Origin of the sequence: Streptomyces sp. NPDC056224 (assembly GCF_042267665.1) — a bacterium.
Lineage (GTDB): Bacteria > Actinomycetota > Actinomycetes > Streptomycetales > Streptomycetaceae > Streptomyces.
On sequence record NZ_JBHJTK010000015.1, the window covers coordinates 52,312 to 77,986 of the forward strand.

Below are 25,675 nucleotides of genomic sequence, written 5' to 3' on the forward strand. Positions count from 1 at the left end.
CGAGACGGAACGGCCGACCGGGCGGCGGAGGCCGGCGGCCCGGACGCGGCTTGCGAGGGGCGGGACGGACAGCGGTCTGCGGCCGGGCGGCCGGACCGGGGCCTGTGTGCCGGGGCGCCGGACCTCGGCCTGGGCCGGACGAGTACGGCCTGGGCGGCCGGAGCGCGGCTGCGCGGGTCGGCCTGCGCGGGCTGGCCTGCGCGGGGCCGGACCTCCCGGCCTGGGCCGGCCGGAGCGTGGCTCGGGCCCGGGCGGGGCTCAGTCCAGCACGCGGGAGAGGTAGGCCTGCATCATCGCCCGGGTCTCGGCGACGATGCCGGGATCCCCTGCCGGGTCGGTGCGGAAGGCCAGCTGGATCAGCGCGTCGGTGGCTTCGACGGCGACCAGTACGGCCCGCTCCAGGGTGGCCTCGGGGGTCAGGCCGAGGTGGGTGCAGAGCAGGTCGGTGAGACGGGCCGCGACCAGGTGGTTGGGGTCGGCCTCCGGGCCGTCCGGCGGCGGCGCGGGCACGCCGAAGTCGACGAGCGCGAAGCCGGGGACGCTGCGCTTCATGGCCAGGTACTCGTCCAGCACCGCGTCGACGACGGGCCGCCAGTCGGTGGCGGGGAGGTCGGCGAGCCGGGCGGCGATGCCGTCGGCGTAGCGGTCCAGGTTGCGGTGGGCCAGGGCGGTGGCCATGGCCCGCTTGTTGCCGAAGAAGCGGTAGACGGAGCCGATCGGCACGCCGGCCCGCAGGGCGACGGCGCGGGTGCTGAGGTTCTCGTACCCGGTCTCGTCGAGCAGCTCGGCGCAGGCGTCGAGGATCCGGGCGAGCCGGTCGGCGCTGCGCTGCTGGATCGGAGTGCGGCGCAGGGAGTGGGCGGGAGGCACGGGGTCCATCATGCCGTTCCTCGCTTCTCTGTCGAGCGGGGGCGCCGGCCTCAGTTCAGCAGGAGGCTCAGCCCGCCGATGGTGTACGTGATCATCAGGGCGAGGAGCGGCAGTTGGCCGGCCACCGCCTTCGCGGGCGGAAAGAGGCGTACGGAGCGGTCGTGGGCGGCGACGACGCCGAGTACGTGGCCGGTGACGACGGCGACGACCTGGAGGGCGGCGAGGCCGCCGGGACCCAGGAGCGGAGCGGGTCCGGAGGCGTTGTCAGTGCCGACTGCCATGATGACTGTGCGTGGTCCTTCGACTACCAGGAGGGAGAAGTAGTGGGCGATGAGATAGCCGAGCGCGATCGGCACGAGTGAGTGCGCGAAGGCCGTCAGCGGGCGGGGGTGCGGTCCGCTGACGAGGCGGGTGGCCGCGGCGCACAGGCAGTACAGGGTGGCGACGAGGGCGACGGAAGCGAGAAGTCCGAGGGTGGCCGTGGGGGTGCGGCCGAGGGGGGAGGTCTGCAGGGTGTTGATCCACGAAGGGTTGTCGGAGAACCCGTCGTAGGCGGTGGATCCGAGCAGGACGCAGACGGTGGCGACGAGTCCGGGCCGCTCGGGTGTCGCGTCGAGTCCGTGGAAGGGGTTACGGAGCACCAGGCGGCCGTCGCTGCGACGGCCGAGGGGGGAGAGGCGGGCCAGGAGGGCGGAGTACGCGTCGAAGGCGTCTCCGTCGTCGAACCAGCCCTCGCCGAAGCGGGCGGCGAGCAGGAGCTGGGCGGTGCCGTAGACGGTGAGGGCGATGAGGAGGGTGGTGGTGGATGCGGGATCGGGAGCGACGAGTTCGAGCCAGGTGAAGGCGAACAGCCCGGCGGCGGCGGGCCATTGGCCGAGACGCGGGGGGAGGGGGTGGTCGGGGCCGGGGCGGCGCCGGGTGCGGCGGAGCAGGCGGTGCAGGGTGCGGAGCGGGTTGAGCAGGCGCCAGACGGGGCCGAGGAGGAGGGAGGCGGGGACGAGTCCGACCCAGAACAGGACGTAGACGGCGCCGGGAGCGGGGTTGCGTGCGGGGTCGTCGGGACCGAGGAGGAGGTGGAGGAGGACCGCGAGGGCGGCGGCGAGCCCGAGTCCGCGCAGGGTGGTGCGGGTGGCCGGCGCGTCGGCCACCCGCTGGAGGGCGGCGGGCAGGGCACGACCCGAGCGGTCGCCGTGGAAGCGGGAGGTGGACCAGAGCAGGCCGAGGGCGAGGAAGGAGATGAAGAGCGCGGCGAAGGCACCGGCGAAGGCGTAGAAGGGAGAGATCGGCAGATCGTGCTGGGAACCGATCCCGTGCGCGAGCGAGGTGAGCGGATCGGCCGGGTTGGAGACCACGCCCTGGCCGCCGCCGCCACCGCCGCCGCCGCCCGGGGCGGCGCCCGGCCCGACGGGGGTCACCACCGGCCCGCCCGGGGCGGTGTCCTGCGCAGGCCTCGGCCTGGCATCCCGGACGTGGGCCCGCGTCCGGGGGGCCGGGCGGAGCCGGCGCGGGCCGCGGCACCTTGGGCTGCTCCCCCGGCGGAGGCGGTCCGGGCGACCGCGGTGGCGGGCCGCCCCGGGAGCGGCTCCGAAGGAGCGTCGCCCGCCCAGCGGGCGGGGCCACCCGGCCCGGCGGGACGTAGACGGTACGACCCGGGGGCGGACCCGGCGCCGCGTGACCGGGCGGCTACCTCGCGGGGGGCCGGCCACGGGGCCTGGGCACCAACCACGGCCACGGCCACGGCCCCCGCCCCGGCCGGAGGCACCGTCGGCAGCAGGTGCGACGCCGACAGCCGCAGGTGCGACGCCGCCGTCGGCCGCGGGTGCGTTGCGGACAGCCGCAGGTGCGACAGAGTCGGCCGCGTCATCGCGGGCCGTGGCGGCGTCGGCCGCCGTGTCGCGGGCGCGGGCGGGGGCGGGGTCATCGGACGAGGAGCTGGGTCAGGACGAGGGCGGACTCGTGGGTTTCGACCTCGAAGAGGCCGGTGCGGTCGGCTGTCAGGATCAGGGTGGCCTCCTGGCCTGCGGGCAGGGCGAGTTCGTTGTCGTAGCCGTGGACGTGCAGGGTGTCCGCGCGGTCGCTGGTGACGCGCAGGGCGACCCGCTCCCCGCGCCGCAGCTCGGTGCGGCCGGGGGCGGGGCTGACCTTGCCGTCGCGGACGGTGACGGTGACCGTCCGGTCGGCCGGCTGTGGCGGGGCGTCGCCGTGGCTGTGCTCCCCCGGCCGGCCCGCGGCGGCGGTGAGCGGGATCGCGCCCTCGACCGGCTTGCCGGACACCGCCCAGGCGGTGTGGTCGTCCGCGTACAGGCGCACGGTCAGCGTGTGCGCGCCCTCGGGGACCTGTGCGGCGGGGAGGTGGAACCACGGGCCGTACAGTCGGGCCAGTTTGCGGCCGTCGAGTTCCAGGTGGGCATGGCCGGCGCCCGGGAGAGCGGCGCCGCCGGTGCTGTCGGGGGTGAAGCGGAAGTTCTTCACCGCCAGTTGGAGGTTCCATCCGTCCACGGAGTCCGGGCGGGCGGTGAGACTCACCTCCGGCGCGCCCTCGGCAGGGACCTCGCGGAGCCGGTGGCCGGCGCCGTCGTCGCTGGTGAGCAGGGTGCCGGTGCTCCCGGAGGCCTGTTCGTGGGTGGTGCCGGGCTTGTGGTGGGTGGTGGCCCGCCCGCCGCAGCCCGTCGCCGCTCCGGATGCGAGCAGCATCGTGAGGGCGAGCAGGGCGGCGGTGCGGGCGGTCCGGCGCGGTCCGCCGGGCTGACTGGGCGGGACGGGCGGGCCCGGCGGACTGGGCGGGCCGGGCGGCGCACCGCAGGCGCCGTACCCGATGCGGTCCTCGGGGCGGTCGTCGGGGCGGTCGGTCACGGCTGACCTCCTATGGCCGGGGCCCGCGTCGGGGCCCAGGCCGGGGCCGGGGCGGCAGGAGCGGCGGTCACGGCGTGGCTTCCGGGGCGCGGTCCGGTGCGGCGTCCGGGGCGTCCCCGGCGGGCGGGGGTGCCGGGGCTGCCGCGCGCACGGCCGGTGCGGGGCCGGCCGGAACCGGCTCGCGGTCGCCCGCCGGGTCGCCGCCGGGGCCGGAGGGCAGGGCCGGGGTGCCGGGGCGGGCCGAGGCGACGACGGCCCACAGGATCCAGACGACGGCGACCAGGGCCCGTACCCAGGCGGGGCTCAGGGGCGTCCAGGGGATCATCAGGACCGCCTTGTCGAAGGCGTCCAGCAGGGTGAGCCCGGCCAGCACCAGGGTCAGGCGGGCCAGCCAGGGGCGGGTGGGGCGCAGGGTGAGTCCGACGCCCGTCCACCACAGTCCGAGGAGGAGGAGCGCCAGTGCGGGGACGAAGGTGGGGACCAGCCCGGTCGTGGAGCCGGCCACGTCCAGGGCCAGGCCCGCCAGTCCCAGGAGCGAGGCCGCCGTACCCAGGCGCGAGCCGCGCAGGCGGCGCCACCACAGCACCCCGCCGACCAGGAGCAGCACGCCCGCCACGGCGAGCGCGATCTGGGTCTCCACGCGCTCCAGACCGCGGGCGCCGTACCAGTCGCAGCCGGCCGGGAGTTTGCGCGCCTGGACGCTGTAGTCCGCGCAGACGAGCAGTTGGACCAGCTTCACCGGTTCGCCGACCAGGCGGGCCGACGCCCGGGTGACGTCTCCCCGCGCGTCCCCGCACTGCGGCACGGTGCCCGGGGTGGAGCCGTCGGGACCGTCCTGCCAGCAGTTGGCGCGCCCCTGGCCGTCCCACCAGACGTCCATGCCGTTGGGGCGGGCCGCTCCGGACTTGTCCTTGCCCATGGTGTTTCCGGCGTACCGGTTGTGGTGGGAGGTGTCGGTCTGCTTCGACCACTTCTCCTCGCCGCGGATGAAGGCGGGGACGGCGCTGAGGAAGAAGCCCGCGCGCTGGTGGCCGTACACCCAGTTGTTCTCGTAGATGTTCCAGTTGCCGCCGGCGGTGATGATGCCGGTGCCCGGCGGCATGGAGATCTGCGGGCAGACGACGCCGCGCTCGTAGCCGCGCTCGGCCGGCGGCTTGGCGCAGGTGCCGTCGGCCACGTACCCGTAGTAGTCCTGGTTGTTGTCGTGGATGAGGTTGCGCTCGAACTTGGCGTGGTTCTGCGGGAGTCCGGGGTGGCCGGGGAAGGCGCTGTCCATCGAGGCGCCGCCCATGTTCTGGTCGAATTCGTTGTCGTGCACCCAGACCGAGTCACCCGCGGTACCGGAGTAGCCGACCATGTTGTGATGGCTGTGGCAGCCGGTGATCTCGATCGAGTAGCGGGGCACTTCGTAGCCCCGGCCGTCGTTGATGTTGGAGGCGCTGCCGGGGTAGATGCCGGAGTCTCCGTTGCCGTACGACTCGCAGTTCTTGTAGAGCCCGTGGTCGCTGGCGAAGGTGAGGAAGCCGTATTCGTCGTTCCACCGGGTCAGCACGTCGTCGATGACGAACCCGTCTCCCGCCAGCACGTACAGCGAGTTGAAGGTGGTGCGCTGGGCGGTGAAGTTGCGGAAGTAGACGCCGTTGGACTTGTCCGCCCGGATGGCGTTGAGCTTCTGGTACTTGGCGTCGACGATCACGTCCAGCCGGGACGCGCCCGTGCCCTCGATCTGCAGGTTCGTCTTGCCGAGGATGGCGACGAGGTTCTGGTTGTGGCGGCAGGCCACCTGCTGCTCGTAGGTCAGGATCTGGTAGCCGAGCGAGGAGTTCGGGGCCTTCAGGTCCGCGCACTCCCCCGTCGGCGCCCCGAGCGAGGGCTCCTCCTCGTACAGGCCGGGGAGGATCGCGATGTTCACCCCCGGCCGGTCGACGGCGTCGACGGCCTCCTGGAGGTGCCGGTAGCCGCTCTTCTCGCACCGCTCGTACAGGGCGAGGTTGCGCTGTCTGAGCTCCTCCGGGAAGGCGGATATCCGGCGTTCGAAGTCGGGGCGGTCCGTCTTGCACACCACCAGGTCGGGCTCGGCCCTGCGGTACTCGGGCACGGATCCGGAGCCGTCGGGGAGGGTGACGGGGCGCTCCTCGTGCGCGCGGGCGGCGGGCGCGGCGGCGAGGAGGGACAGGAAAGCGAGGAGGGCGGCGAGGAGCGCCGCCGGCACGGCAGGGAACCTGCGGGTCCACGACATGCGCGTGAGAGTAGAGCAATGTTCATCTTTTGGGATCCCCCTCTGCGCGAATCCGTCGCGAGGGGCACTTCCGCGAAGAGCACCGTTGACGCGCGGGCCGCGGAATCCTACTGTCACCCATAGGATTCCTTCGACGGAGTGGGAGCAGCACATGAGCGAGCAGGCCGGCAACGGCAGCGAGCAGGCCTGGAAGACGGCGGAGGCGCTGGAGTACCTCACCGGCTTCGGCAATGAGCACAGCTCGGAGGCCGTCCCCGGCGCGCTGCCGCTCGGCCGGAACTCGCCCCAGCGCGCGCCCCTGGGCCTGTATGCCGAGCAGCTCAGCGGCTCCGCCTTCACCGAACCGCGCACCCACAACCGCCGCTCCTGGCTCTACCGGATCCGCCCCTCGGCCGCGCACCCGCCCTTCGCCCGGATCGACAACGGCGCCCTGCGCAGCGCGCCCTTCACCGAGGCCGCGGCGGACCCCAACCGGCTCCGCTGGAACCCGCTGCCCGACCCCGCCCCCGGCACCGACTTCCTGGCCGGCCTGTGGACCCTCGGCGGCAACGGTGACGCCGCCCAGCGGGCCGGCATGGCCATCCACCTCTACGCCGCCAACGCCTCCATGACCGACCGGGTGTTCAGCGACTCCGACGGCGAGCTGCTGATCGTCCCCGAGCGCGGCGGACTGCTCCTGCGCACCGAGTTCGGCCTGCTCTCCGTCCGGCCGGGCGAGATGGCCCTCGTCCCCCGCGGCGTCCGCTTCCGCGTCGAGCTCCTGGACGCCGACACCGACGCCGGGGCCCCCGCCCGCGGCTACGTGTGCGAGAACTACGGCCAGCCCTTCGAGCTGCCGAACCTGGGCCCGATCGGCGCCAACGGCCTCGCCGCCGCACGGGACTTCCGTGCCCCGGTCGCCGCGTACGAGGACAGCGAGCGCCCGACCGAGGTGGTCAACAAGTTCTGCGGCAACCTCTGGTCGGCCACCTACGACCACTCACCGCTCGACGTCGTCGCCTGGCACGGCACCCACGTGCCGTACGTCTACGACCTGCGCCGCTTCAACGTCCTGGGCTCGATCAGCTACGACCACCCCGACCCGTCCATCTTCACGGTCCTGACCTCGCCCTCCGACACCCCCGGGCTGGCGGGCGTCGACTTCGTGGTCTTCGCCCCGCGCTGGCTGGTCGGCGAGGACACGTTCCGCCCGCCCTACTTCCACCGCAACGTGATGAGCGAGTACATGGGCCTGATCGAGGGCGCCTACGACGCCAAGGCCGAGGGCTTCGTGCCGGGCGGCGGCTCGCTCCACAACATGATGTCCGCGCACGGCCCGGACCGGGAGACCTTCGACCGGGCCAGCGCCGCCGAGCTCAAGCCGCAGAAGATCGACGACGGCCTGGCCTTCATGTTCGAGACCCGCTGGCCGATCACCGCCACCGCCCAGGCGGCCGGCGCCGATCACCTCCAGCGCGGTTACGACGACGTGTGGCAGGGTCTGCAGCGCCACTTCCGCGCCTGACCCTCGCTGCGTACGCTCGCCTGCGCCACCGCACGCCGCAGGCGCACGCAGCCCGCCGCAGGCCGCCCCGTCCAGCCGTACGGAGAACCACCCGTGACCGCCTTCGCCCCCGACTCCCTGGTGCTGAACCGGAAACTGCCCCTCTGGTACCAGGTGTCGCAGTCCCTGCGCGCCTCGATACTCGGGCGCACCCCGGACGCCTCGCTGCGCCTGCCCACGGAGGAGCAGCTCGCCGAGCACTACGGGGTGAGCGTGCTGACCATGCGGCAGGCGCTCAAGGAGCTGGAGGGCGAGGGCCTGATCAGCCGGCACCGGCGGCGCGGCACCTTCATCGAGCCGGGCGCGCTGCGCGGCGCTCCGGTGCGGCTGCTGGGCTCGGTCGACGCGATCGTGGCGCAGCAGTCGGGCGACCGTACGACGATTCTCGGCCACGGGCGCACCGTCGTGTCCGGGGAGCTGCTGGCGCACTTCCCGGACACGCCCGAGGTGGTCACCTACCGCCGGCTGCGGCATGACCGCGCGAGCGGCGAGCCGACGAACTGGGTGGAGAACGCGGTCCTTCCGGAGTTCGCCGGGGCGGTGGACCTGGCCGATCTCGAACGGTGGCCGATGACGAAGGTCCTGCGGGACGTCGTCGGGGTGCGCATCAGCCGGATCACGGACACGGTGGAGGCCCGGCTTGCCGACCCGGAGACGGCCGAGCTGCTCCAGGTCCCGCTGCTCAGCCCGATCCTGCACTACACGGGCGTGACCTACGACGAGGACGGCCGGGTGGTGGACGTGGCGAGGATCCGCTACCGCGGCGACCGGTTCTCCTTCACGGTGACCGTCGACGCGCACTGAGGGCGACACCCGCGACAGTGGTTACCGGCTGCCGGTAGCCAGTAGCCAGTAGCCGGTAACCGTTACTTCTCGTCCTCCTCCGTGGTGCGCTCGCCCTCCGCCTGGGACGGCGTCGTCCGCATCGTCTGGGGGTGCCGCTGCTTGCGCTGGGCCTCGTCCATGTCCTCTTCGAGCCGCTCGCCCTCGGCCTGCGAAGGAGTCGAGTATTCGTCGTACTGACTCATGACCGTCTCCTCGGTCGATACGGTACGCATGCGACGTATGCCTATATAAGAGGTATGCCTACATAAGGAGCGTAGCGCTTCGGTCTGGACCCGGCCCGGCCGCCGGACCCCGTCGCTACCATCGGCGGCGTGAGCGAAGACGTACCGTTGCTGGACGATCTGATGCCCTGGAGCGTGGGGAGCCTGCGCCTGGGCCGGGACTGGGTGGCCGCGCCCGATCCGGCGGCCCTGCGCACCCGCTGGGCGGCCCTGACCGGCGCCGAGGCGGGCGAGCGGGAGCGGCTGTTCCGCCCGAGCCGCAGCCGTACGCCCGCCGCCGGGGCCGCCGCGCTGCCCGGCCCCGGCCGGCACTCGACGACCGCCCGTTTCGCCGACGCGCCCGGCCCGTGCCCCGAGCCCGTACGGGTCCTGCGGGAGCCGTTCGACGAGCAGTGGCTGCTGCCCGACCAGCGGCTCATCGACACGGCCCGCCCGGAGCTCTGGCGGGTCCTGGACGAGCACCAGCTGTTCGCCGTGGAGACCCCGGACCTGCTGGTCACCGCGCACCTCCCGGCGGGCCGGCTGGGCCGGATCCGCCCGCTGCACCGGCGCCCCGGCGGCGCCGAGCCGAATCTCGCCCCCGGCCTGCTGCCGCTGCTGGGCGAGCGGTACGGCGGCTGGGCCGCCCCCGGGGACGTACTGTGCTGGATCCTCGCGGCGGGCCGCCCCGGGCCGCGGGGGTACGAGGTCCCGCTCACCGCCGACCCGGAGCGCTGGCGGGCCGGGCTGGAGCTGGGCCACCGGCTGCTCGGAGTCCAGCTGCGCGGGGCCCGCGGCGGGGACCCGCCCCGGCTGCCCGGCGGGCGCCGCCCGTACGTCCGCTCGGCACTGGCGGCGTGGCCGCGCGAGCTCGCGTACGACCCCGCTAGCGAGACGCTGAGCCTCGGCGGCGGGACCGTGTCCCCCGTACCGGCCGGCGCGTGGGAGTACGAGGTGCGGGGCGTGCGGGTGCTGGAGGCCTGGCTCGCCGCCCGCGGCGCGCACCGCGCCCCGGCCGCCGACGGGCTGGAGGCGCTCGGCCCGGCCGCCTGGCCGCAGGCCTGGACCTCGGAGCTGCTGGCCCTGGTCACGACCCTGGCGCTGCTGGCCGACCTGGCCCCGGAGCGGGCCGCGTTCGAGCCGGGCCCCGGGCTGTCCGCCGGCGAGCTGAGCGCGGCCGGGGTGCTGCCGCCGCCGCGCTGGGCCAGGCGCCCGGCCTCGGTCCTGGACCACCAGGAGGAGGGCCCGGGCGGACAGTTCGCCCTGCTCTGACTCCAGCCCCGGAGCCGGCCCCGAAGTCGGCCCCGAAGTCGGCCCCCGGGCCCGACCCGGCCGCCGGACGGGAGGTTACGGCCCCCACGCCCCCAGCAGCCGCGACATCGAGCGGTCGAACGCCGCGGCCAGATCCGGCCCCGCTCCGGTGATGGGCGCGGCGCCGCCCGTGAGGGCCGCCGCCAGCCGCGGGTACTGCCCGGTGGCCAGCCGCGAGCCGATCCACGCCGCCCGTACGCCCTGCTCCTCGGCCTCGCTCCAGGGCAGCGCCCGGGCCCGTTCGGCCAGCGCCAGCTCGCCCGCCACGTAGGCGGACACCGTGCCGTTGACCGCGGCGATCAGCTCCAGCTTCTCGCCGTCCGCCGCTTCCAGCGGCGCCAGGCACTCCAGGCTGTGCTCCAGGTACCGCAGGGCGTTGGGGCTGAAGCCGTGGACGGGGCTCAGCAGCCGGGGCAGCCACGGGTGCCGGTGCATCAGCGCCCGCGTCTGGCGGGACAGCGCGAGCAGGTCGGCCCGCCAGTCGCCGGTCGGCGCGGTGAACTCGTACTCCCCGCTGACCGCGTCGACCATCAGCTCGTACAGGTCCTCCTTGCGCGGTACGTAGTTGTACAGCGACATCGTCCCGGCGCCGATCCCGGCCGCCACGCGCCGCATGGAGACGGACTCGATCCCCTCCTCGTCGGCGATCCGCACCGCCTCGGCGGCGATCGACTCGCGGCTGTGCGCGGGCCTGGGTCCGCGGCCGGCCCGCTGCGGGCGGGCCCAGATCACTTCGGGTTCAGCGGGTCGGCCGCCGGCAGTCATCGCTCAGATCACCTCGTCGTCTCGCCACCATCTTAGTTACGTACGCCGTACGTAGTGCGGTAGGGTGCGGCGCATGACGACTACGTACGCTGTACTTAGTGAAGGTCTGGAGAAGAGCTACGGGGAGGTCCATGCCCTGCGCGGCCTCGATCTCGCCGTGCCGGAGGGCGCCGTCTGCGGTCTCCTCGGCCCCAACGGCGCGGGCAAGACCACCGCAGTTCGGATCTTCACCACCCTCACCGCACCCACCGGCGGCCGCGCCCTCGTCGCCGGCCACGACGTCACCCGCGACCCCGGGGTCGTCCGCCGCGCCATCGGGGTCACCGGCCAGTACGCCTCCGTCGACGGGGATCTGACGGGCCGGGAGAACCTGCGCCTCTTCGCACGCCTCGCCGGACTGCGCGGCTCCGCGGGCCGGGACCGCGCCGACGGACTGCTGGAGCGCTTCGGGCTCGGCGAGGCCGCCGACCGGGTGGCCGGCACCTGGTCGGGAGGTATGAAGCGGCGCCTGGACCTGGCCGCCGGGCTGATCACCCGACCCCGCGTGCTCTTCCTGGACGAGCCGACCACCGGCCTGGATCCGGCCGCCCGCGAGCAGATTTGGAGCGCGGTACGGGACCTCGCCGCCGAGGGCACCACCGTGCTGCTGACCACCCAGTACCTGGAGGAGGCCGACCGGCTCGCCGACGACGTCGTGGTCGTCGACCGGGGCCGGGCCGTCGCCACCGGCGCCCCCGCGGAACTGAAGGCCCTGATCGGCGCCTACGCCGAGGTCGCCGTCGCCGCGCGCGAGGCACTGTCCGGCGCGGCCGTCGTGCTGGACCGGCTCACCGGCGGCCGGCCGGCGCTCGACGAGGAACGGCTCACCGTCGGTGTCACCGTGATCGACCCCGGCCTCACCCTGCCCCGGATCGTCCGCGCGCTCGACTCGGCCGGGGTCCCGGTCACCGACGCGAGCCTGCGCCCGCCCACCCTCGACGAGGTCTTCCTGCGCCTCACCCGCATGCCCGCGGCCCGGAAGGAGCCTGTGGCCCAGAAGGAGAACGCTGCATGAGCACCGTACTGTCCGACGGCGGAGCCGTCCTCACCCGTCAGCTCCAGAAGGCCCGGCACGCCCCGGCGCTGCTGATCCTCACCCAGACCATGCCGATCACCATGCTGCTGTTCTTCGGCTACGTCTTCGGCAGCGCGCTCGCCATGCCGGGTGCGGAGTACCGCGAGTTCCTGGTTCCCGGACTGCTCGCCGCGACCGCCGCGAACGGCCTGATGACGGGCATGTTCACCGCCGCGCAGGACGCCCACCGCGGGGTGATGGACCGCTTCCGGACCCTGCCGATGAGCCGCAGCGCCGTCCCGCTCGGGCAGACCGCCGCGGACCTGCTCACCACCGGCGTCTCCATGGTGCCCCTGATGCTGGTGGGGCTGGCGATGGGCTGGCGCGTCGAGAACGGCCTGCCGGGCGCGCTCGGCGCCCTGGGCCTGCTGCTGCTGTTCCGCTTCGCCACCGCGTGGGTGGGCACCTACCTCGGCCTGCTGAGCAGGAGCGAGGAGGCCGCGGGGCAGCTCGGCAGCGCCACCTTTGTCCTGCCGATGCTGTCCAGCGCATACCTGCCGACCGCCGGGCTGCCCGGGTGGCTGCGTACGGTCGCCGAGTGGAATCCGATCAGCGCCGTCGCGACCGCCGTCCGTGAGATGTGCGGAAACGTCGGCGGCGGGGCGGCCGAAGCCGCGGCGGGCGCCGCGTGGCCGGCCGCGCATCCGGTGGCCGGGACGCTGCTGTGGTCCGCGCTGCTGCTCGTGCTGTTCGTGCCGCTCGCGACCCGTCGGTTCGCCCGGGGCGCGACGGGCTGACATCCCCGGGGGTGACAGGCGGGGGTCGGACGGGATAGGCATCGGTGCCATGAACACCGAAAGCGCCGTGCCCGAACCGCTCCCCCTCGCCGGCATCACCGTCGTCGCCGTCGAACAGGCCGTCTCGGCCCCCTTCGCCACCCGTCAGCTCGCCGACCTCGGCGCCCGGGTGGTCAAGGTCGAGCGCCCGGACGGCGGCGATTTCGCGCGCGGCTACGACACCGCCGCGCACGGCCTCGCCTCGCACTTCGTATGGGCCAACCGCGGCAAGGAGTCGATCGCGCTCGACCTGAAGGACCCGCGCGGCCGGGAGGTCCTGCACGGCCTCCTGGCCGGCGCCGACGTGTTCGTGCAGAACCTCGCGCAGGGCGCCGCGGCCCGGCTGGGGCTCGACTCGGCGACGCTGTGCGCGCGTTACCCGCGGCTGGTGGCCGTGGACGTGTCCGGCTACGGCGCCGAGGGCCCGTACTCCCACAAACGCGCCTACGACATGCTCGTGCAGTGCGAGGCGGGTCTTGTCTCGGTGACCGGCACGCCGGAGCAGCCCGTCAAGGCGGGGATCCCGGCAGCGGACATCGCGGCGGCCATGTACGCCTTCTCGGGAGTCCTCGCCGCCCTGCTGCGCCGCGGGGTCACCGGGCGCGGGGGCAGGGTGGAGGTCTCCATGCTGGACGCCCTCGCCGAGTGGATGGGGCATCCGCTGCACCACACGATGCACGGCGGGGAGCAGCCCGTGCGCACCGGCCTCGCGCATGCCGTGATCGCGCCGTACGACGCCTACGCGACGGCCGACGGGGACCGGGTGCTGCTGTCGGTGCAGAACGACCGGGAATGGCGACGCCTGGCACAACAGGTGCTGGAGCAACCCGAGTTGGCCGAGGACGCGGCGTACGCGACGAATGCGGCACGCACCGCCAACCGGGAGAGGACCGACGCGGTGGTGGGGCATGCGCTGGGACGGCTGGGCGCGGACGAGGCGATCGGGCGGCTGGAGGCGGCGGGCATCGCCTGCGCACGGCTGAACTCGGTGGCCCAGCTGGCCGCGCATCCGCAACTGGCGGCCCGGGACCGCTGGCGGGAGGTGGGTTCACCGGCCGGTCCGCTGCGGGCCCTGCTTCCGCCGATCGGGCTGCCGGGCGGCCCGGCACCGCACATGGGCGCGGTGCCCGCACTGGGCGAACACACCGAGGCCCTGCTGCGCGCCCTGGGGATGACGGGCGCGCAGATCGCCGAACTGCGCCGGGACGGGGTGATCGCGTAGGAGGCGCCCGTCGGATCAGGGCCTGATCGGGGCCCGATCAGGCCGGGCCGGCCGGTGCCGTGGATCGCGGGGCGGAGGTGGGAGTCACTGCGGTGGGGCACCTCCCAGCCGGCAGCTGGGGGGACATGACGACCGACGACGACGCGGCAAGGCGCGGTGCCGGGCGGGCCGGGCCCGGCCATGATCCGACGGGCACCTCCTGAAACCTGAAACCGGGGCCGGGGAAGGAACGGCTGCGACGCGGGGGACGGTTACGAGCGGCGGCTGCCGAAGAGCGTGCGACGCAGACGGCGCAGCGGCGCGAAGAGCGAGACGCGCGCGCTCCGGCTCCGCAGGCGGTGCGTGTGGTCGCGGGAGGTGAGCTCGCGCATCAGCAGCGTCGCCTCGGCGGTCTCCCGGTGCGGGACGGCGGGTCCGCCCAGCACGGCGAGATGGCGGTCGAGGCGCGAGCTGGTCGCGCTGCTGCCGCAGGTGATGGCAGGCACGCGAGGCGGCCTGCTGCGCATTGCTATCTGTTCCATGTTCTCTCCCCACCCGTACGAGGGCACCCGGCCCGGGCAGGTTAACCCTATCGCCCCCGCGTCGCCCGCGGGTATCCCGGTGGTGTGAATTACCCCTATGGCGACGGGGAGTTGACGATTACTCAGTGGAGTCGACCGTCACTCTCCGCACAGGTGCGCCGGGTTCGGGGACCCCTCGTGCGAGTCACGTCACGACAGGGGCCACATCGCTTGCACTGCGCTAACTTGGAGTGACCGCCCGGTGACGGGCGGGCGCGCGGGAAGACGCATGAGGGGGCTCACGTGAGTGGGAATGTGGCCGGCGTGGACGGGGAATCGAGCCCCGATCGTGTCATCGCGGGCCGGTACCGGCTCCTGGAGCCCCTCGGCCGCGGCGGGATGGGCATCGTGTGGCGGGCCCGGGACGAGGTACTGGCCCGCGAGGTCGCCGTCAAGGAGGTGCGGGCGCCCGCGGGGATCGAGCCCGCCGAACTGCGGCGGATGTACCGGCGGCTGGAACGGGAGGCCTGGGCGGCGGCGCGGGTCTCGCACCGCGGGGTCGTCACGGTCTACGACGTGGCCTCCGAGGACGGCCGGCCGTGGATCGTGATGGAGCTGGTGCGCGGACTGACGCTGGCCGACGTACTGGAGGCCGAGGGGCCGCTGAACCCGCAGCGCGCCGCGCACCTCGGGGAACAGGTGCTCGCCGCGTTGCGCTCCGCGCACGATTCGGGGGTGCTGCACCGGGACGTGAAGCCGGCCAACGTGCTGATCGCCAATGACGGCCGGGTGGTGCTGGGCGACTTCGGGATCGCGAGCCTGGAGGGGTCTTCGGCGATCACGATGACGGGAGAGGTGGTCGGCTCTCCCGAGTTCGTGGCGCCGGAGCGGGTCTCGGGGCGCGATCCGGGACCCGAGTCGGACCTGTGGTCGCTCGGGATCATGCTGTACACGGCCGTCGAGGGGGTCTCGCCGTTCCGGCGGGCGACCGCGGTGGACACGCTGCGGGCCGTGGTGGACGAGGAGTTGCCGCCGCCCCGCCGGGCCGGAGCACTGGAGCCCGTACTGGAGGGGCTGCTGCGCAAGGACCCGGCCGAGCGGCTGCCCGCGGCGGAGGCCGCGCGGATGCTGCGGGTGGTGGGCGCCGGCGGGGCCGTACGGGCCTTGGGCGAGCCGGTGCCGGGGCCGGACTCGCCGACGGCCGCCGCTCGTGATCACTACCAGGACCGGCAGGAGTCGCGGCGGTCGCCGTACGGGGACCCCACGCGGCCGGTACCGGGGCCGGCCGGGGAGCCGGGGCCAGGGGCGGCGCCGCGCCAGGGCCGGGCCGGGGTGGTGCTCACCGCCGGGATCGTGGTGCTGCTGCTGGCGCTGGTCGCACTGGGGTGGCTGCTGTTGAAGGACCGGGAGGGCGGCGCCCGCGGAGGCGCCGGCCCGGCCGGCCCGGCGACCACCGCCCGGGCCGTCACCACCGCCGCCTCGCCGGCCCCGTCCGCCTCGCCTTCGCCCTCGCCGCTCTCGCCCTCACCCTCGGCGTCCCCCTCCCCCACGCAGCACGTGTCGGTGTACGTCGACACCGTGCGCGCCACCTACAGCGGCACCTGCCCGCCGTCCGCGGAACGCGCGCCCTCCTTCACCGCCACCGTCGAGGTGGAAAAGACCCCCGTCGAGCTGGAGTACCGCTGGGCCACGCGGAGCGGGAGGACCTCCGGCCCCGGCTGGCGGTCCGTCACGTTCGGCGAGGGCGGGCCGAGGAGCCGGCGGCTGGAGCACACCGAGCTCACGCACGCGCCGGGCGCGGGGTTCGAGGACGCGGTCCGGCTGGAGGTCCGGGGGGCCGCGGAAGTGGCCACGCAGTGGGTGGGGACCTCTGTGACCTGCGAGGAGGGGACCCCGACGAGCGAGGTCCCCTCCCCTGGTGCGAGTACCTCACCGACGTCACCGACGTCGCCGACCGGGCTGCCGGCGGAGCCTCCCGCCGGTTCCCCGGCCGCTCAGGCGGCGTTGGTGAAGACCGGCAGGTAGCCGCCGGACTGTCCGGCCGCGGTCGGGTGGTACGACTCGCCGATGTTGAGCCAGTTGACGCTGTGCAGCCACGCGTCGCCGGAGCAGATCTCGTGGCCGGTGAAGGCGCCGGCGACCGAGGCGAAGGTGAAGCCGTGGTCGGCGGCGCGTTTGGCGATGGCGGTGTTGAGGTAGTCGGCGGCGCCGTTGATGGCGGAGCGTTCGCCTTCGGTCAGGCCGGTGGTGCAGGTGCCGTTCAGCTTGTAGAAGCGGGGATAGCCGATGACGACCACGCGGGCGTTCGGCGACCGGCTGTCAATGGCGTTGTAGACCTGGTCGAGCTGGCCGGGGAGGGTGGAGTCCACGTACGCCTTGGCCTGGTTGACGCGGTTGACACAGGTGGATTCGGACTGGAGCACACAGGTCGTCATGACGTCGGAGAATCCCGCGTCGTTGCCGCCGATGGTGATGCTGACCAGGTCGGTGCCGGAGTTCAGCGGGCCGAGCTGATTGGAGAGGACGTCACCCGTACGGGCGCCCGAGCACGCGGCGAAGGAGAAGGTCTGCGGGGCGTGGGCGGCGGCCCACAGGGCCGGATATGCGCGGGTGGTGCGCTTGCAGGCACCGCTGGAGCTGTCGTAGTTGCCGGCGCCGACGCCGGAGGAGTACGAGTCGCCGAGGGCGACGTAGCCGAAGTCGGCCTGGGCGGCGGCGGCCGCCTGGCCCGCGCCGAACAGGGCGGCACCCGCGGCGAGTAACAGGGATGAGGCGAGCGCGGCGAAGCGGGGGATTCTCATGCTCATGTGTGCGGCTCCTTGTGGGGGTTACTCCTGAGTCCGTGGTACAAGGAGCCGGGCTTGGCTGGAAGTGTTCATGCCAAGAATTTTCGGGGCAGAGTTGCGGCCCGAATCTTCACTCGCGATGCGTTTGAAGAGGGAACCCGGCCACCCGATCCGGCTAAACACGGGTGCACGAGGTCAACTCGTGCCGGATCATGGGCGCCATGCCAGCCAACCCGTATGACGCGCTGCCGATCCGGCTCAACGTCGACGACAGCGACTCGCCGTCGGATGTCGTCGACGCGCTGTTCCTCGGCCGGTTCGCGTCCGGCGAGCAGCCCTTCTCGCACAGCGTGTCGATCGACCGGGTCAGGCCGGGGGCCACCCTGTTGCCGCCCGGGGCCAGCGTGTTGCGCTCGGCGCGGGACTGCGACCGCAGCGCCACGCTCGCCGAGGGCGAGGGCTGGACCATGCTCGTCTCCCGCTGGAGCCGGGGCGCGGACGTCACGGTGACGGCGGTCAGCGACGAACTCGCCGCCGGTGTGCTCGGCAAGGCCACGGAGGGTGCGCAGGACGACCCCGAACCGCAGCCTTCGAGCGTCACGATGGGCTTCTGGTACGTCTCCCCGCGCCGCGGCCCGTACCGGACGACCCGCCAGATCGCGGCCGGGACCTGGGCCGAGGTCCGGCCCAACTACACCGCGCCGGTGGCCGGGGCCATGGACCGGCTGATGAAGGTGACCCCGGACGACATCGCGGGCCGGCTGCTCCTGCTGCACGGCCCGCCGGGCACGGGCAAGACCTCCGCGCTGCGCACGCTGGCCCGGTCCTGGCGGGACTGGTGCCAGGTCGACTGCGTCCTGGACCCGGAACGGCTGTTCAACGACGTGGGCTACCTGATGGACATCGCGATCGGCGAGGACGAGGGCACGGCCAAGGGCCGCTGGCGGCTGCTGCTGCTGGAGGACTGCGACGAGCTGATCCGCGGCGAGGCCCGGCACACCGCCGGACAGGCGCTGTCCCGTCTCCTCAACCTGACGGACGGTCTGCTGGGCCAGGGCCGCAACGTCCTGGTCGGTGTCACGACGAACGAGGACCTCGAACGCCTCCACCCCGCGGTGGTCCGGCCCGGGCGCTGCCTGGCCCGCATCGAGGTGGGCCGGCTGACGCACCGGGAGGCGGTGAACTGGCTGGGCACGGACGAGGGGGTCTCCCGCGAGGGCGCCAGCCTGGCCGAACTCTTCGCGCTGCGCCGGGGCACGGGCCCGGCGGCCGTACTCCCGCCGCAGCCGCACTCGTCCGAGGCCGGGCTCTACCTGTAGGCGGACCCCGGCAGATGCGCCGGTGGTGTGGCCGGAAGGGTGTGCCGGGTGGCGGCGTTCCCCCGGCTACGGCACCAGGCCGTGCACCGAAAGCGGATCTCGGGCTGTGAATGATCACGGCTCGTGGGGCGGGGAGACCTCACGGACGAGCAGTGGGCGACGCTGCTCGGTCGGACTCGCTGCGAAGAACGCAGAACTCGTTGCCTTCGGGGTCAGCAAGGACTGCCCAGCCGGAGCCATCGGGATTCCGGTGATCGGTGACCAAGGCGGCACCGAGGCCGAGCAGCCGTTCCACCTCCCGCTCACGCGATGTCTCAGGGCGCAGACACAGATGGATCCGGTTCTTGACGACCTTGGACTCGGGCACCTGGTTGAAGTACAGCACCGGGCCCTCCGCCAGCAGCACCTGAGTCTCCCGATCACCCGGTTTGTCCTCCGGATGCAGTGGACGGCCAGTCACTCTGCTCCAGAACCGGGCCAGCTCGTAGGCATCCGCACAGTCAATCGCCACGTTCTGCACTACCGAAACCATGCGCGCGAGCCTTCCTCACTTCCACTCCGGACGCCACCGAGTTGCGCCCAGCCTTCGCGCACACAGCTCGGGCGCATGGCAGCACTCTCGATACCGGCCTAGTGGGCGGCGAACCGGGCCCGCAGGGCGTCGGCGGCGGCGGACAGGGCCTCGGCCTCGGTCAGGCCCAGACGGTGCGCCCGTTCCGCGAACGCCTGCGCGGCGGCCGCGGCCTCGCGGGAGGCGCCCTCCGCCGCCGCGACGAACGTGCCGTGCCGGCCGCGGGTCTCGATCACCCCGTCCGCCTCCAGTGCCCGGTACGCCTTCGCGACGGTGTTGGCGGCGAGCCCCAGCTCCTGCGCCAGTCCGCGCACCGTCGGCAGCTTGAAGCCGGCCGGCAGCTCCCCCGACCGGGCCCGGTCGGCGATCTGCGCGCGCAGCTGTTCGTACGGGGCGGCGGAGCCCGTCGAGCCATCGATGGTGATCTTCAGGTTTGTCGAGGTCACGCGGCTGATTGTCCCCCATCACCGGGTAATTGGGAGGCGCCGGAGCGGAGTCCGCCCGTAGCGTCGGCCGCATGACCGTCCTCATCCGCGATCTCCGCCCTGGCGACCCCACCGACGCGGAGTCCGTCGTACGCGTACGCCGCGCGGCCCTGCCCTTCATGATCACCACGGTCGAGGGCGTGGCCTTCGAGGTTTCCCGCGCCCACCCAGCCGCGCACTTCCGCCTCCTCGTCGCCCAGACCGACGGCGGATACGTCATCGGCACCGCCCAGGTCGGCATCGCCCACGACAGCCCCGAGCCCGGCCGGTCGTACGTCAACGCGTACGTCGACCCCGCGCACCGCGGCCTCGGCGCCGGCCGCCTGCTGCTCGCCGCGGCCGAGGAACACCTCGCCACCCACGGTGCGGTGGACACGTACGCCTGGGTCCTCGACGAGCCCGCGCACCGCGCCTTCGCCGAGCGGCGCGGCTACCGCGCCGGCCGGTCCGCGCACTTCCTGCGCCTGGACCTGGCGGCGGCCGCACTGCCCCCGCTCCCGGATCCCCTCCCCGCCGGGGTCGAACTCCGTCCCGGCTCCGCCTTCGCCTCCGATCCGCGTCCGCTCTTCGAGGCCGACGCGGAGACGACCGCCGACGAACCGGGCGACCTCGCCGTCGAACTGTCCGACTACGAGGACTGGCTCGCACAGACCTGGAACGGCCCGTCCCTCGACAAGGAGCTGACCGCCGTCGTCCTGGTCGACGGCGAGGTGGCCGCTTTCAGCGCCGCCCTGACCGACGGCGCCGGCCGCTACGGGTCGGCGATGACCGGCACCCGGCGCGCCTTCCGCGGCCGCGGGCTGGCCAAGCTCGCCAAGACGGCGTCCCTGCACCGGGCACGCGAACGCGGGTACACGGAGGCCTTCACCGGCAACGACGCCGGGAACGGCCCGATGCTCGCCGTCAACACGTGGTTCGGATACGAGATCTGCGCGACCGAGACGCGCTACACGAAGAGGCTGGAGACCGAGTGACCAGGCAACTGACCGTCGTCCTGACCAAGGCGGGCCGCGTCAAGATCCGCTACCCGGCGGCCCGGATCGCCGACGACGGCGACCGCATCTCGGTGCGCGCCCCGTGGGCGGCCGAGGGCGTGCGCGACTTCGGCTTCGTCCGCTTCGAGCCGGGCGACGTGTTCGTCGAGCACTTCTGGCGGACCCGCTGGTACGCGGTCAAGGAGGTGTGGACCGGCGACGGGGTCCTCAAGGGCTGGTACTGCGACGTCACCCGCCCGGCCGTGCTGCGCGGCGGAGAGATCCACGTGGAGGACCTGGACCTGGACCTGTGGGTCTCGGCGGACGGGTCCTCGGTGCTGCGCCTGGACGAGGACGAGTTCGCGCAGAGCGGCCTCGGCGCGAGCGACCCCGAGGCGGCCGCCCGGGCCGTTCGGGCCCTCGACGCCCTGGAGGACCAGGCCCGGACCCCGGCCGGCCTGGCCGCGCTCCTCGTCTGACGGCGGACCGCCGGCCCCCCGCCCCTGACTGTGGGCCACACCGGTCATCGTCCCGGGCCGTTCGGGGGACGTGGGGCCGTCTGCGGGGGTACGCCCGTCCAAGGGGGGATCCGTGGTTCCGGCGTGGGCGCTCAGGTCGCCTTCGCCGGAGACGACAGCGGGGAAGGCCGTCGGGCGTTCCCCGCTGCCCGGAGACAGGAGAAGACGGATGCTCGAGCAAGCACGCCGGTGGGCGACGACGGCGACAGTGGCGGCAGCGGCGGGGGCGGTCGGCCTGGTCGGGGCGATCCCGGCCGCGGCCGCCGGCACGGACAACGGCGACGACCATGCCACCGTGGTGAACTGCTTCCACAACCCGCTGGCCCTGCAACCCGCCATCGACGGCGCCGCCCCGGGCGAGACGCTGCTGGTGAAGGGGACCTGCGTCGGCCCCTTCACCTTCTCCGTCGACAAGAACCTGACCGTGACCGGCCAGAAGCACTCGACCCTCAACGGCAACCGGGCCGGCTCGACCGTCACGGTCGCGGCGGGAGTGCGGCTGCGGCTGTCCCACCTGACCATCACCAACGGCACCGGGACCCCCGACGACGCCACCGGCCAGGGCGGCGGAATCCTCAACAACGGCACGCTGACGCTGACCGAGTCGAACGTGGCGGGCAATCACGCCAACAACGGCGGCGGCATCTGGAACGCCCCCGGCGCCACGGCGAACCTGTTCCGCTCGGTGGTGCGCCACAACACCGCGGCGGACAGCGGCGGCGGCGTCCGCAACCAGGGCACGTTCACGCTCTCCGAGTCCACGGTGAACGACAACAGCGCCGCCAACGGGGGCGGCCTCGCCAACTTCGGCTCGATGACGCTGTCCGGTTCGAAGGTGCGCGACAACTACGCCGACAACGGCGGAGGCATCTTCAATGCCAACGCTCTGACGCTGAACCACTCCACGGTGACCCGCAACACGGCCTCCCTGCGGGGCGGCGGCATCTACTCGGAGGGCGGCACCGTGAATCTGTCCGGGTCCGAGGTGCGCCACAACACCGCGAACGGCGGCGCCGGCAGCGGCGGCGGCATCTTCAACAGCGGCGCCACGGTGACGCTGGACCGCTCCGCGGTGCGTGACAACCGCCCCGACAACTGCGCCCCGACCGGCAGCGTCACCGGCTGCACGGGCTGACCTCCCCATTTCCTGAGCGGCTTCTTACCCCTGCCTTAAGCGGAGCCTAACGCGCGGGGAGCGTCCGAGAAGAGCGTTCAGGCAGGTCAGAGGCCTACCCGCTAGCCCCGGTTTGGCTCCAGGGAGCCAAACCGGGAGCCACGGGCCGTGGATCACGGCGCCTCTGGACCAGGAGGTGCCTCAGCGGCACCCCGCGAGAAGATCTGATCCATCGCTTCCGCGCCCTCCGCGATCACCGGCCGCAGCTGCTTCCGGTACACCTTCTCGGTCGTACTGCTGCCGCTGTGCCCGACGATGCGGGAGATCACTTCAATCGACAGACCGTGGTCGGAGAGCAGCGATACGAAACTCGTCCGCAGCTCTCGTGTCGTCCATTCCGCCGGCTGCTCGATGCCAGCCTCTTTCAGCAGACCACGGAAGTTGCGTCGCACGTTCAAGGCGGTCCGCAGCTCCCCGTCATCCGTGGGGAAGACGAGACCCTCGCTGGTCCACTCGCGGCCAGCGGCCTTGGCCTCGCCCTGCTGCCGCGTGCGGTACGCGTCCATCACCACCACCACCTGCTGGGGCATGGCGAGGGATCGGCGGCTCTTACGAGTCTTCGTGTCGCCGTGGCTGCGCACGGAGCGCCACACGTCAACGTAAGGCTGTTGCCCATCAGCGAATCCGGTGTGGACATGCGACCAGGTGAGCGGGCGAGTCTCTTCCGGCCGCATCCCGACCAGCAACGACAGCACCACGTACGCGTGGATCCAACTGCCCGTCTTGGCTCGGAGAACAGCCTCCCCCTGCTCAAGCGAGAGCGACTTGCTGGGCCTACCCCGCCTGCCTTCCGGGGCTTCTACCAACTCGGCTACGTTCCGCACGGCTTTGCCTCTGCGCTGGGCGTGCGCGATCGACCGGCGCAGGACCGACAGGACCAGTCGCAGAGACGTCGTCGCGAGCAGCTCAGCTCGACCGTCCAGCCACTCGTCAACCTCATCGGCCTCCAGCAGGCGCAACTTCGCTGCGCCCAGCTCCGTGTAGATGTGCGTGGCTGCGAGGCTGCGATAGGTGTCCACGCTCGTGTCTGCCTTGCCCTTGAGCCCCTGCACCAGCCAATCCTCAACGGCCTGCTTGACCGTGTAGTTGGCCGGAGCCTTGGCACCCTTCTCCAGTTGCTTCTTGAGTTCTCGCAGTTTCCGCCGGACGCATCGCAAGGGTGGGCACCTCCGAGAGTGCCCAAGGCGGGCGTCGGACATGCCGAATGATCATGGTCGTGGCCAACTTCTGGCCAGCACGACGGCCGAGGAGCAGGCGGCGGAGCCAAAAGCCCAGGTGAAGGCACGGGCGAGTTCCGCCACGCAATCGGTCTTGAAGCCGTCGCGGTTCGCGTTGGTGAGAGTTTCCCTGCTACATCAAGGGCGCTTCCGCCGCCAAGGCGGCTTCGCGCGCCGTCGCCCCGGGCCTGCGCTCCTGTCTGCGCCCCGCTCCAGCCCGGACCGCCGGCCGCGCGCCGATGGCTCAGGACTTGATGGGCTGGATGCGCCCGGTCTGATCGGTTAACCGCCCGTCAAGGCGATGCCTCCGGCGGGGGCGCTCTGACTCTGGGATGCGGGGGTCAGTCGTGCGACCGCAGCTCCGTGGTGGTTCGAGGCAGGTTGGCCCTTTGGCGCGGCCTGGATGCCTCAGTCCCCTGATCGGATCACCGCCCTGAGCGAACTCTCCCGCATGAACTCAGTTCACCATGCGGGTCGTTACCCAGCTATGGAGCGCGTCAACCAGCTCTTTGTACGTGGCGACATTCATCTTTCCGCCACTGTAACTCTGCCCGTGAGCCACCTTGTTTCGCACCTCTAGCAAGCGACCAAGGTTATTGCGTCGCTCGTCAGAGTCGAGAAATTCAACAATTTCACCCTTCCACGGGTCACCGAACCTGGATATCAAGGCGATCAAGGCATCTGGGGTGAGGTTCGGGGACTTTCGGAACCACGACATGGCGAAACTGCCGGCAGGGCCTCCAGTTGCGCTCGCCACATATCCGCAAACCGCTTCGAACATCAGCTGCTCGAGGTATCCAGCGAGACGGATGCACATATATTTATGAAGATCGCCATGCAACGCCAGGTCGATGTCACTGAGTCCTCGATTGTAGCGATCATATGTGGAGTCGAGCTCCATCTTTATCGCAAGAATTTGCTTTCGCGCGTCCTCACGACTGGTCGGCAAGCGAATCACCCCTGAACGCCTTTACGGACAACTCAATGCGCCGCCTGACCTGATCTGAGTGCGAGGTGCTTTCTGACACTGCCTTTCGGTATAGCTCACTACCGGCAAGCGAGGACAGTGCAGTCGCAACGCTTTGAGTGTCCGGAGCCAGCCCATTCTCGATCGCGGCCATAAGGCCTACCAACACTGCATCGGTGTGGGCAGCATTCACTTGGCGACCTCCCAAGCGAAGGGCTTCACGCCCTGTTTCAGAGGCTCCCCTCAGGAGGCGGCATGCCTCAGTGAATCGACTCCTTATACCCTCGGCATTGTCAGGAAGGCGATCTTCATGGCCCTCCAAATATTCGTTCAAGAATTTAGCCATCGGCGGCTTAAAAACATTCTCGCCTTGCGCCACAGGCATCAAGGAGAGCGCCCTCAGGATCAACTCGTGATCCTTCAGATCGCGATTGTGCGGACCAAAGATTGCCCGCCAGTCCGCATTCTGATTCAGCTCACGCACAAAGTTGACCGTGGCACCCGCAAACAGCGCAACACGAATCTGCTGCGGCCGGAGATTTGTTCCACCACTGTTGATTCGTTCAAACAGGGCATAGACGGCCTTCTTTCCGCCGTTCTCCTTGGGGACGACAATGGTGGCTTGGATGAATGTGTTATCAAACAAGCGCCTAGCTTCGGGGGGCAGGCTTTCGTACGTGAGACCCTGAAACTCATCTCCGACGTACCTGAGCGAGAATTTGCGACGCCCGCCAGTAGTTCGATAATTTCCGTGCACGAAACTATGGAGGGTAGTCATGCGCTGTTGCCCATCGAGGACGAGGTATCGCCTACTTGGCAGCTCGACAAGAAACACGCCTGGAACAGGGTATCCCAGCAAAATCGACTCAATGAAGCGATCCATCTGTCGCTTCTTCCAGACAAGACCTCGCTGGAATCCTTCGTATCCATCCGTCTCAGCTTCGGCAAGAGGCTCGAATGTCGGGATGATGAACGTTCCCTTTTCGAGACGCCGAACCAGACCGTCCACGTCGAAGTCAGCGCCAAAATAGCGAAGTGCTTCATCGGCCCGGACTGGTTTCGCATCGACGGAGTCCGCATCAGGATCGTAGACATCTGATGTCTCGGCAACCGTGCTCTCCGCCGGATCCTCACTGTTCGCGGAGGGGGTAGGTTCCAGGGTCTCTTCAGCATCTGTCATGACCGGAGGATATCGCCTCTGGGCTCAACTAACGTGTGATTCGGGCGCATCCAGCGACCTTCCTGATCCACCATCAACAGCCCGTAGCCCCACGACTCCAGGCGAACAGTGGTTGCCCGCAGCCAGTGGCTCCGGGCAACCACCGGGATCAGATGGGGCGATGGATGGGCAGCCAGAGGCCACAGGTACTGAGAGGTCACTGCCCGACCCGCCTGGGGGACGTGGGTGGCGGCGCCGGCGCCGGA

General features: G+C 72.0%; 24 protein-coding genes. 11 read left to right on the plus strand and 13 right to left on the minus strand.

What is annotated here, in order from left to right:
• Positions 1-258: 258 nt before the first annotated feature.
• The 4 genes from ACFCZ1_RS19435 to ACFCZ1_RS19450 all read right to left on the minus strand — a co-directional run bounded on the left by ACFCZ1_RS19435 (position 259) and on the right by ACFCZ1_RS19450 (position 5,962).
• A complete protein-coding gene (locus ACFCZ1_RS19435; RefSeq protein WP_376679577.1) occupies positions 259-879 on the minus strand; it encodes a TetR family transcriptional regulator in 621 nt (206 codons plus the stop codon).
• Positions 880-920: 41 nt separating this feature from the next.
• A complete protein-coding gene (locus tag ACFCZ1_RS19440; RefSeq protein ID WP_376679578.1) occupies positions 921-2,222 on the minus strand; it encodes a hypothetical protein in 1,302 nt (433 codons plus the stop codon).
• A gap of 565 nt (positions 2,223-2,787) precedes the next feature.
• Positions 2,788-3,564, minus strand: coding sequence for a hypothetical protein (locus tag ACFCZ1_RS19445; protein WP_376679579.1), 777 nt, complete (start codon positions 3,562-3,564; stop codon positions 2,788-2,790).
• A 226-nt stretch (positions 3,565-3,790) separates the two neighbouring features.
• Complete coding sequence (locus tag ACFCZ1_RS19450) at positions 3,791-5,962, minus strand: right-handed parallel beta-helix repeat-containing protein (protein ID WP_376679499.1); 2,172 nt, start codon at positions 5,960-5,962, stop codon at positions 3,791-3,793.
• A gap of 151 nt (positions 5,963-6,113) precedes the next feature.
• Between ACFCZ1_RS19450 and hmgA the strand changes: the two genes are divergently transcribed.
• Entirely contained in the window at positions 6,114-7,466 is a 1,353-nt protein-coding gene (gene hmgA / locus ACFCZ1_RS19455; protein ID WP_376679500.1) for a homogentisate 1,2-dioxygenase, read from the plus strand.
• A gap of 93 nt (positions 7,467-7,559) precedes the next feature.
• Positions 7,560-8,309 (plus strand): GntR family transcriptional regulator, encoded by a 750-nt coding sequence (locus ACFCZ1_RS19460; RefSeq protein ID WP_376679501.1) that lies wholly within the window; start codon positions 7,560-7,562, stop codon positions 8,307-8,309.
• Between the two features lie 62 nt (positions 8,310-8,371).
• Here the strand turns inward: ACFCZ1_RS19460 and ACFCZ1_RS19465 are convergent, their stop codons facing one another.
• A complete protein-coding gene (locus tag ACFCZ1_RS19465) occupies positions 8,372-8,533 on the minus strand; it encodes a hypothetical protein (RefSeq protein WP_376679502.1) in 162 nt (53 codons plus the stop codon).
• A 162-nt stretch (positions 8,534-8,695) separates the two neighbouring features.
• Between ACFCZ1_RS19465 and ACFCZ1_RS19470 the strand changes: the two genes are divergently transcribed.
• Positions 8,696-9,823: a type ISP restriction/modification enzyme gene (locus ACFCZ1_RS19470; protein ID WP_376679580.1), complete on the plus strand. Its 1,128-nt coding sequence runs from the start codon at positions 8,696-8,698 to the stop codon at positions 9,821-9,823.
• A gap of 75 nt (positions 9,824-9,898) precedes the next feature.
• On the opposite strand, the gene ACFCZ1_RS19475 is transcribed toward ACFCZ1_RS19470, so the two are convergent.
• Positions 9,899-10,627, minus strand: coding sequence for a TetR/AcrR family transcriptional regulator (locus ACFCZ1_RS19475; protein WP_376679503.1), 729 nt, complete (start codon positions 10,625-10,627; stop codon positions 9,899-9,901).
• Between the two features lie 73 nt (positions 10,628-10,700).
• Between ACFCZ1_RS19475 and ACFCZ1_RS19480 the strand changes: the two genes are divergently transcribed.
• The 3 genes from ACFCZ1_RS19480 to ACFCZ1_RS19490 are packed head-to-tail and all read left to right on the plus strand — an operon-like array spanning position 10,701 to position 13,739.
• Positions 10,701-11,681 carry an ATP-binding cassette domain-containing protein gene (locus ACFCZ1_RS19480; protein ID WP_376679504.1) on the plus strand — a complete coding sequence of 327 codons (981 nt, stop codon included), beginning with the start codon at positions 10,701-10,703 and terminating at the stop codon, positions 11,679-11,681.
• Positions 11,678-12,478, plus strand: coding sequence for an ABC transporter permease (locus tag ACFCZ1_RS19485; protein ID WP_376679505.1), 801 nt, complete (start codon positions 11,678-11,680; stop codon positions 12,476-12,478). Before ACFCZ1_RS19480 ends, ACFCZ1_RS19485 begins: the two co-directional genes overlap by 4 nt.
• Before the next feature lie 49 nt (positions 12,479-12,527).
• Complete coding sequence (locus ACFCZ1_RS19490) at positions 12,528-13,739, plus strand: CaiB/BaiF CoA transferase family protein (protein ID WP_376679506.1); 1,212 nt, start codon at positions 12,528-12,530, stop codon at positions 13,737-13,739.
• 251 nt (positions 13,740-13,990) lie between these two features.
• Here the strand turns inward: ACFCZ1_RS19490 and ACFCZ1_RS19495 are convergent, their stop codons facing one another.
• On the minus strand, positions 13,991-14,260 hold the full coding sequence (locus ACFCZ1_RS19495) for a hypothetical protein (RefSeq protein WP_076046471.1): 270 nt from the start codon (positions 14,258-14,260) through the stop codon (positions 13,991-13,993).
• A 303-nt stretch (positions 14,261-14,563) separates the two neighbouring features.
• On the opposite strand from ACFCZ1_RS19495, the gene ACFCZ1_RS19500 reads away from it, so the two are divergent.
• Positions 14,564-16,264 carry a serine/threonine-protein kinase gene (locus tag ACFCZ1_RS19500; protein ID WP_376679581.1) on the plus strand — a complete coding sequence of 567 codons (1,701 nt, stop codon included), beginning with the start codon at positions 14,564-14,566 and terminating at the stop codon, positions 16,262-16,264.
• Here the strand turns inward: ACFCZ1_RS19500 and ACFCZ1_RS19505 are convergent.
• Positions 16,234-17,040, minus strand: a complete 807-nt coding sequence (locus ACFCZ1_RS19505) for an SGNH/GDSL hydrolase family protein (protein ID WP_376679582.1) — start codon at positions 17,038-17,040, stop codon at positions 16,234-16,236. The genes ACFCZ1_RS19500 and ACFCZ1_RS19505 overlap by 31 nt on opposite strands.
• A gap of 206 nt (positions 17,041-17,246) precedes the next feature.
• Here ACFCZ1_RS19505 and ACFCZ1_RS19510 point away from each other — a divergent pair, with 206 nt between their 5' ends.
• Positions 17,247-18,344, plus strand: coding sequence for a DUF5925 domain-containing protein (locus ACFCZ1_RS19510; RefSeq protein ID WP_376679507.1), 1,098 nt, complete (start codon positions 17,247-17,249; stop codon positions 18,342-18,344).
• A gap of 139 nt (positions 18,345-18,483) precedes the next feature.
• Here ACFCZ1_RS19510 and ACFCZ1_RS19515 read toward each other — a convergent pair whose 3' ends face one another.
• Both ACFCZ1_RS19515 and ACFCZ1_RS19520 read right to left on the minus strand, forming a co-directional pair.
• The gene (locus ACFCZ1_RS19515) at positions 18,484-18,876 is read right to left on the minus strand and encodes a VOC family protein (RefSeq protein WP_376679508.1); all 393 of its coding nucleotides are present in this window, start codon (positions 18,874-18,876) and stop codon (positions 18,484-18,486) included.
• A gap of 98 nt (positions 18,877-18,974) precedes the next feature.
• On the minus strand, positions 18,975-19,361 hold the full coding sequence (locus ACFCZ1_RS19520; protein ID WP_376679509.1) for a GntR family transcriptional regulator: 387 nt from the start codon (positions 19,359-19,361) through the stop codon (positions 18,975-18,977).
• Positions 19,362-19,432: 71 nt separating this feature from the next.
• Between ACFCZ1_RS19520 and ACFCZ1_RS19525 the strand changes: the two genes are divergently transcribed.
• The 3 genes from ACFCZ1_RS19525 (at position 19,433) to ACFCZ1_RS19535 (ending at position 22,027) form a co-directional block, all read left to right on the plus strand.
• Positions 19,433-20,374 (plus strand): GNAT family N-acetyltransferase, encoded by a 942-nt coding sequence (locus ACFCZ1_RS19525; protein ID WP_376679510.1) that lies wholly within the window; start codon positions 19,433-19,435, stop codon positions 20,372-20,374.
• A complete protein-coding gene (locus ACFCZ1_RS19530; protein WP_376679511.1) occupies positions 20,371-20,853 on the plus strand; it encodes a DUF402 domain-containing protein in 483 nt (160 codons plus the stop codon). The genes ACFCZ1_RS19525 and ACFCZ1_RS19530 overlap by 4 nt, the downstream gene beginning before the upstream one ends.
• Positions 20,854-21,061: 208 nt before the next feature.
• On the plus strand, positions 21,062-22,027 hold the full coding sequence (locus ACFCZ1_RS19535) for a hypothetical protein (RefSeq protein WP_376679512.1): 966 nt from the start codon (positions 21,062-21,064) through the stop codon (positions 22,025-22,027).
• A 152-nt stretch (positions 22,028-22,179) separates the two neighbouring features.
• On the opposite strand, the gene xerC is transcribed toward ACFCZ1_RS19535, so the two are convergent.
• The 3 genes from xerC to ACFCZ1_RS19550 form a co-directional block, all read right to left on the minus strand.
• Positions 22,180-23,223: a tyrosine recombinase XerC gene (gene xerC / locus ACFCZ1_RS19540; protein WP_376679513.1), complete on the minus strand. Its 1,044-nt coding sequence runs from the start codon at positions 23,221-23,223 to the stop codon at positions 22,180-22,182.
• Between the two features lie 517 nt (positions 23,224-23,740).
• Complete coding sequence (locus ACFCZ1_RS19545; RefSeq protein ID WP_376679514.1) at positions 23,741-24,184, minus strand: HEPN domain-containing protein; 444 nt, start codon at positions 24,182-24,184, stop codon at positions 23,741-23,743.
• 31 nt (positions 24,185-24,215) lie between these two features.
• Positions 24,216-25,430, minus strand: coding sequence for a DUF262 domain-containing protein (locus ACFCZ1_RS19550; RefSeq protein ID WP_376679515.1), 1,215 nt, complete (start codon positions 25,428-25,430; stop codon positions 24,216-24,218).
• Positions 25,431-25,675 lie beyond the last annotated feature (245 nt).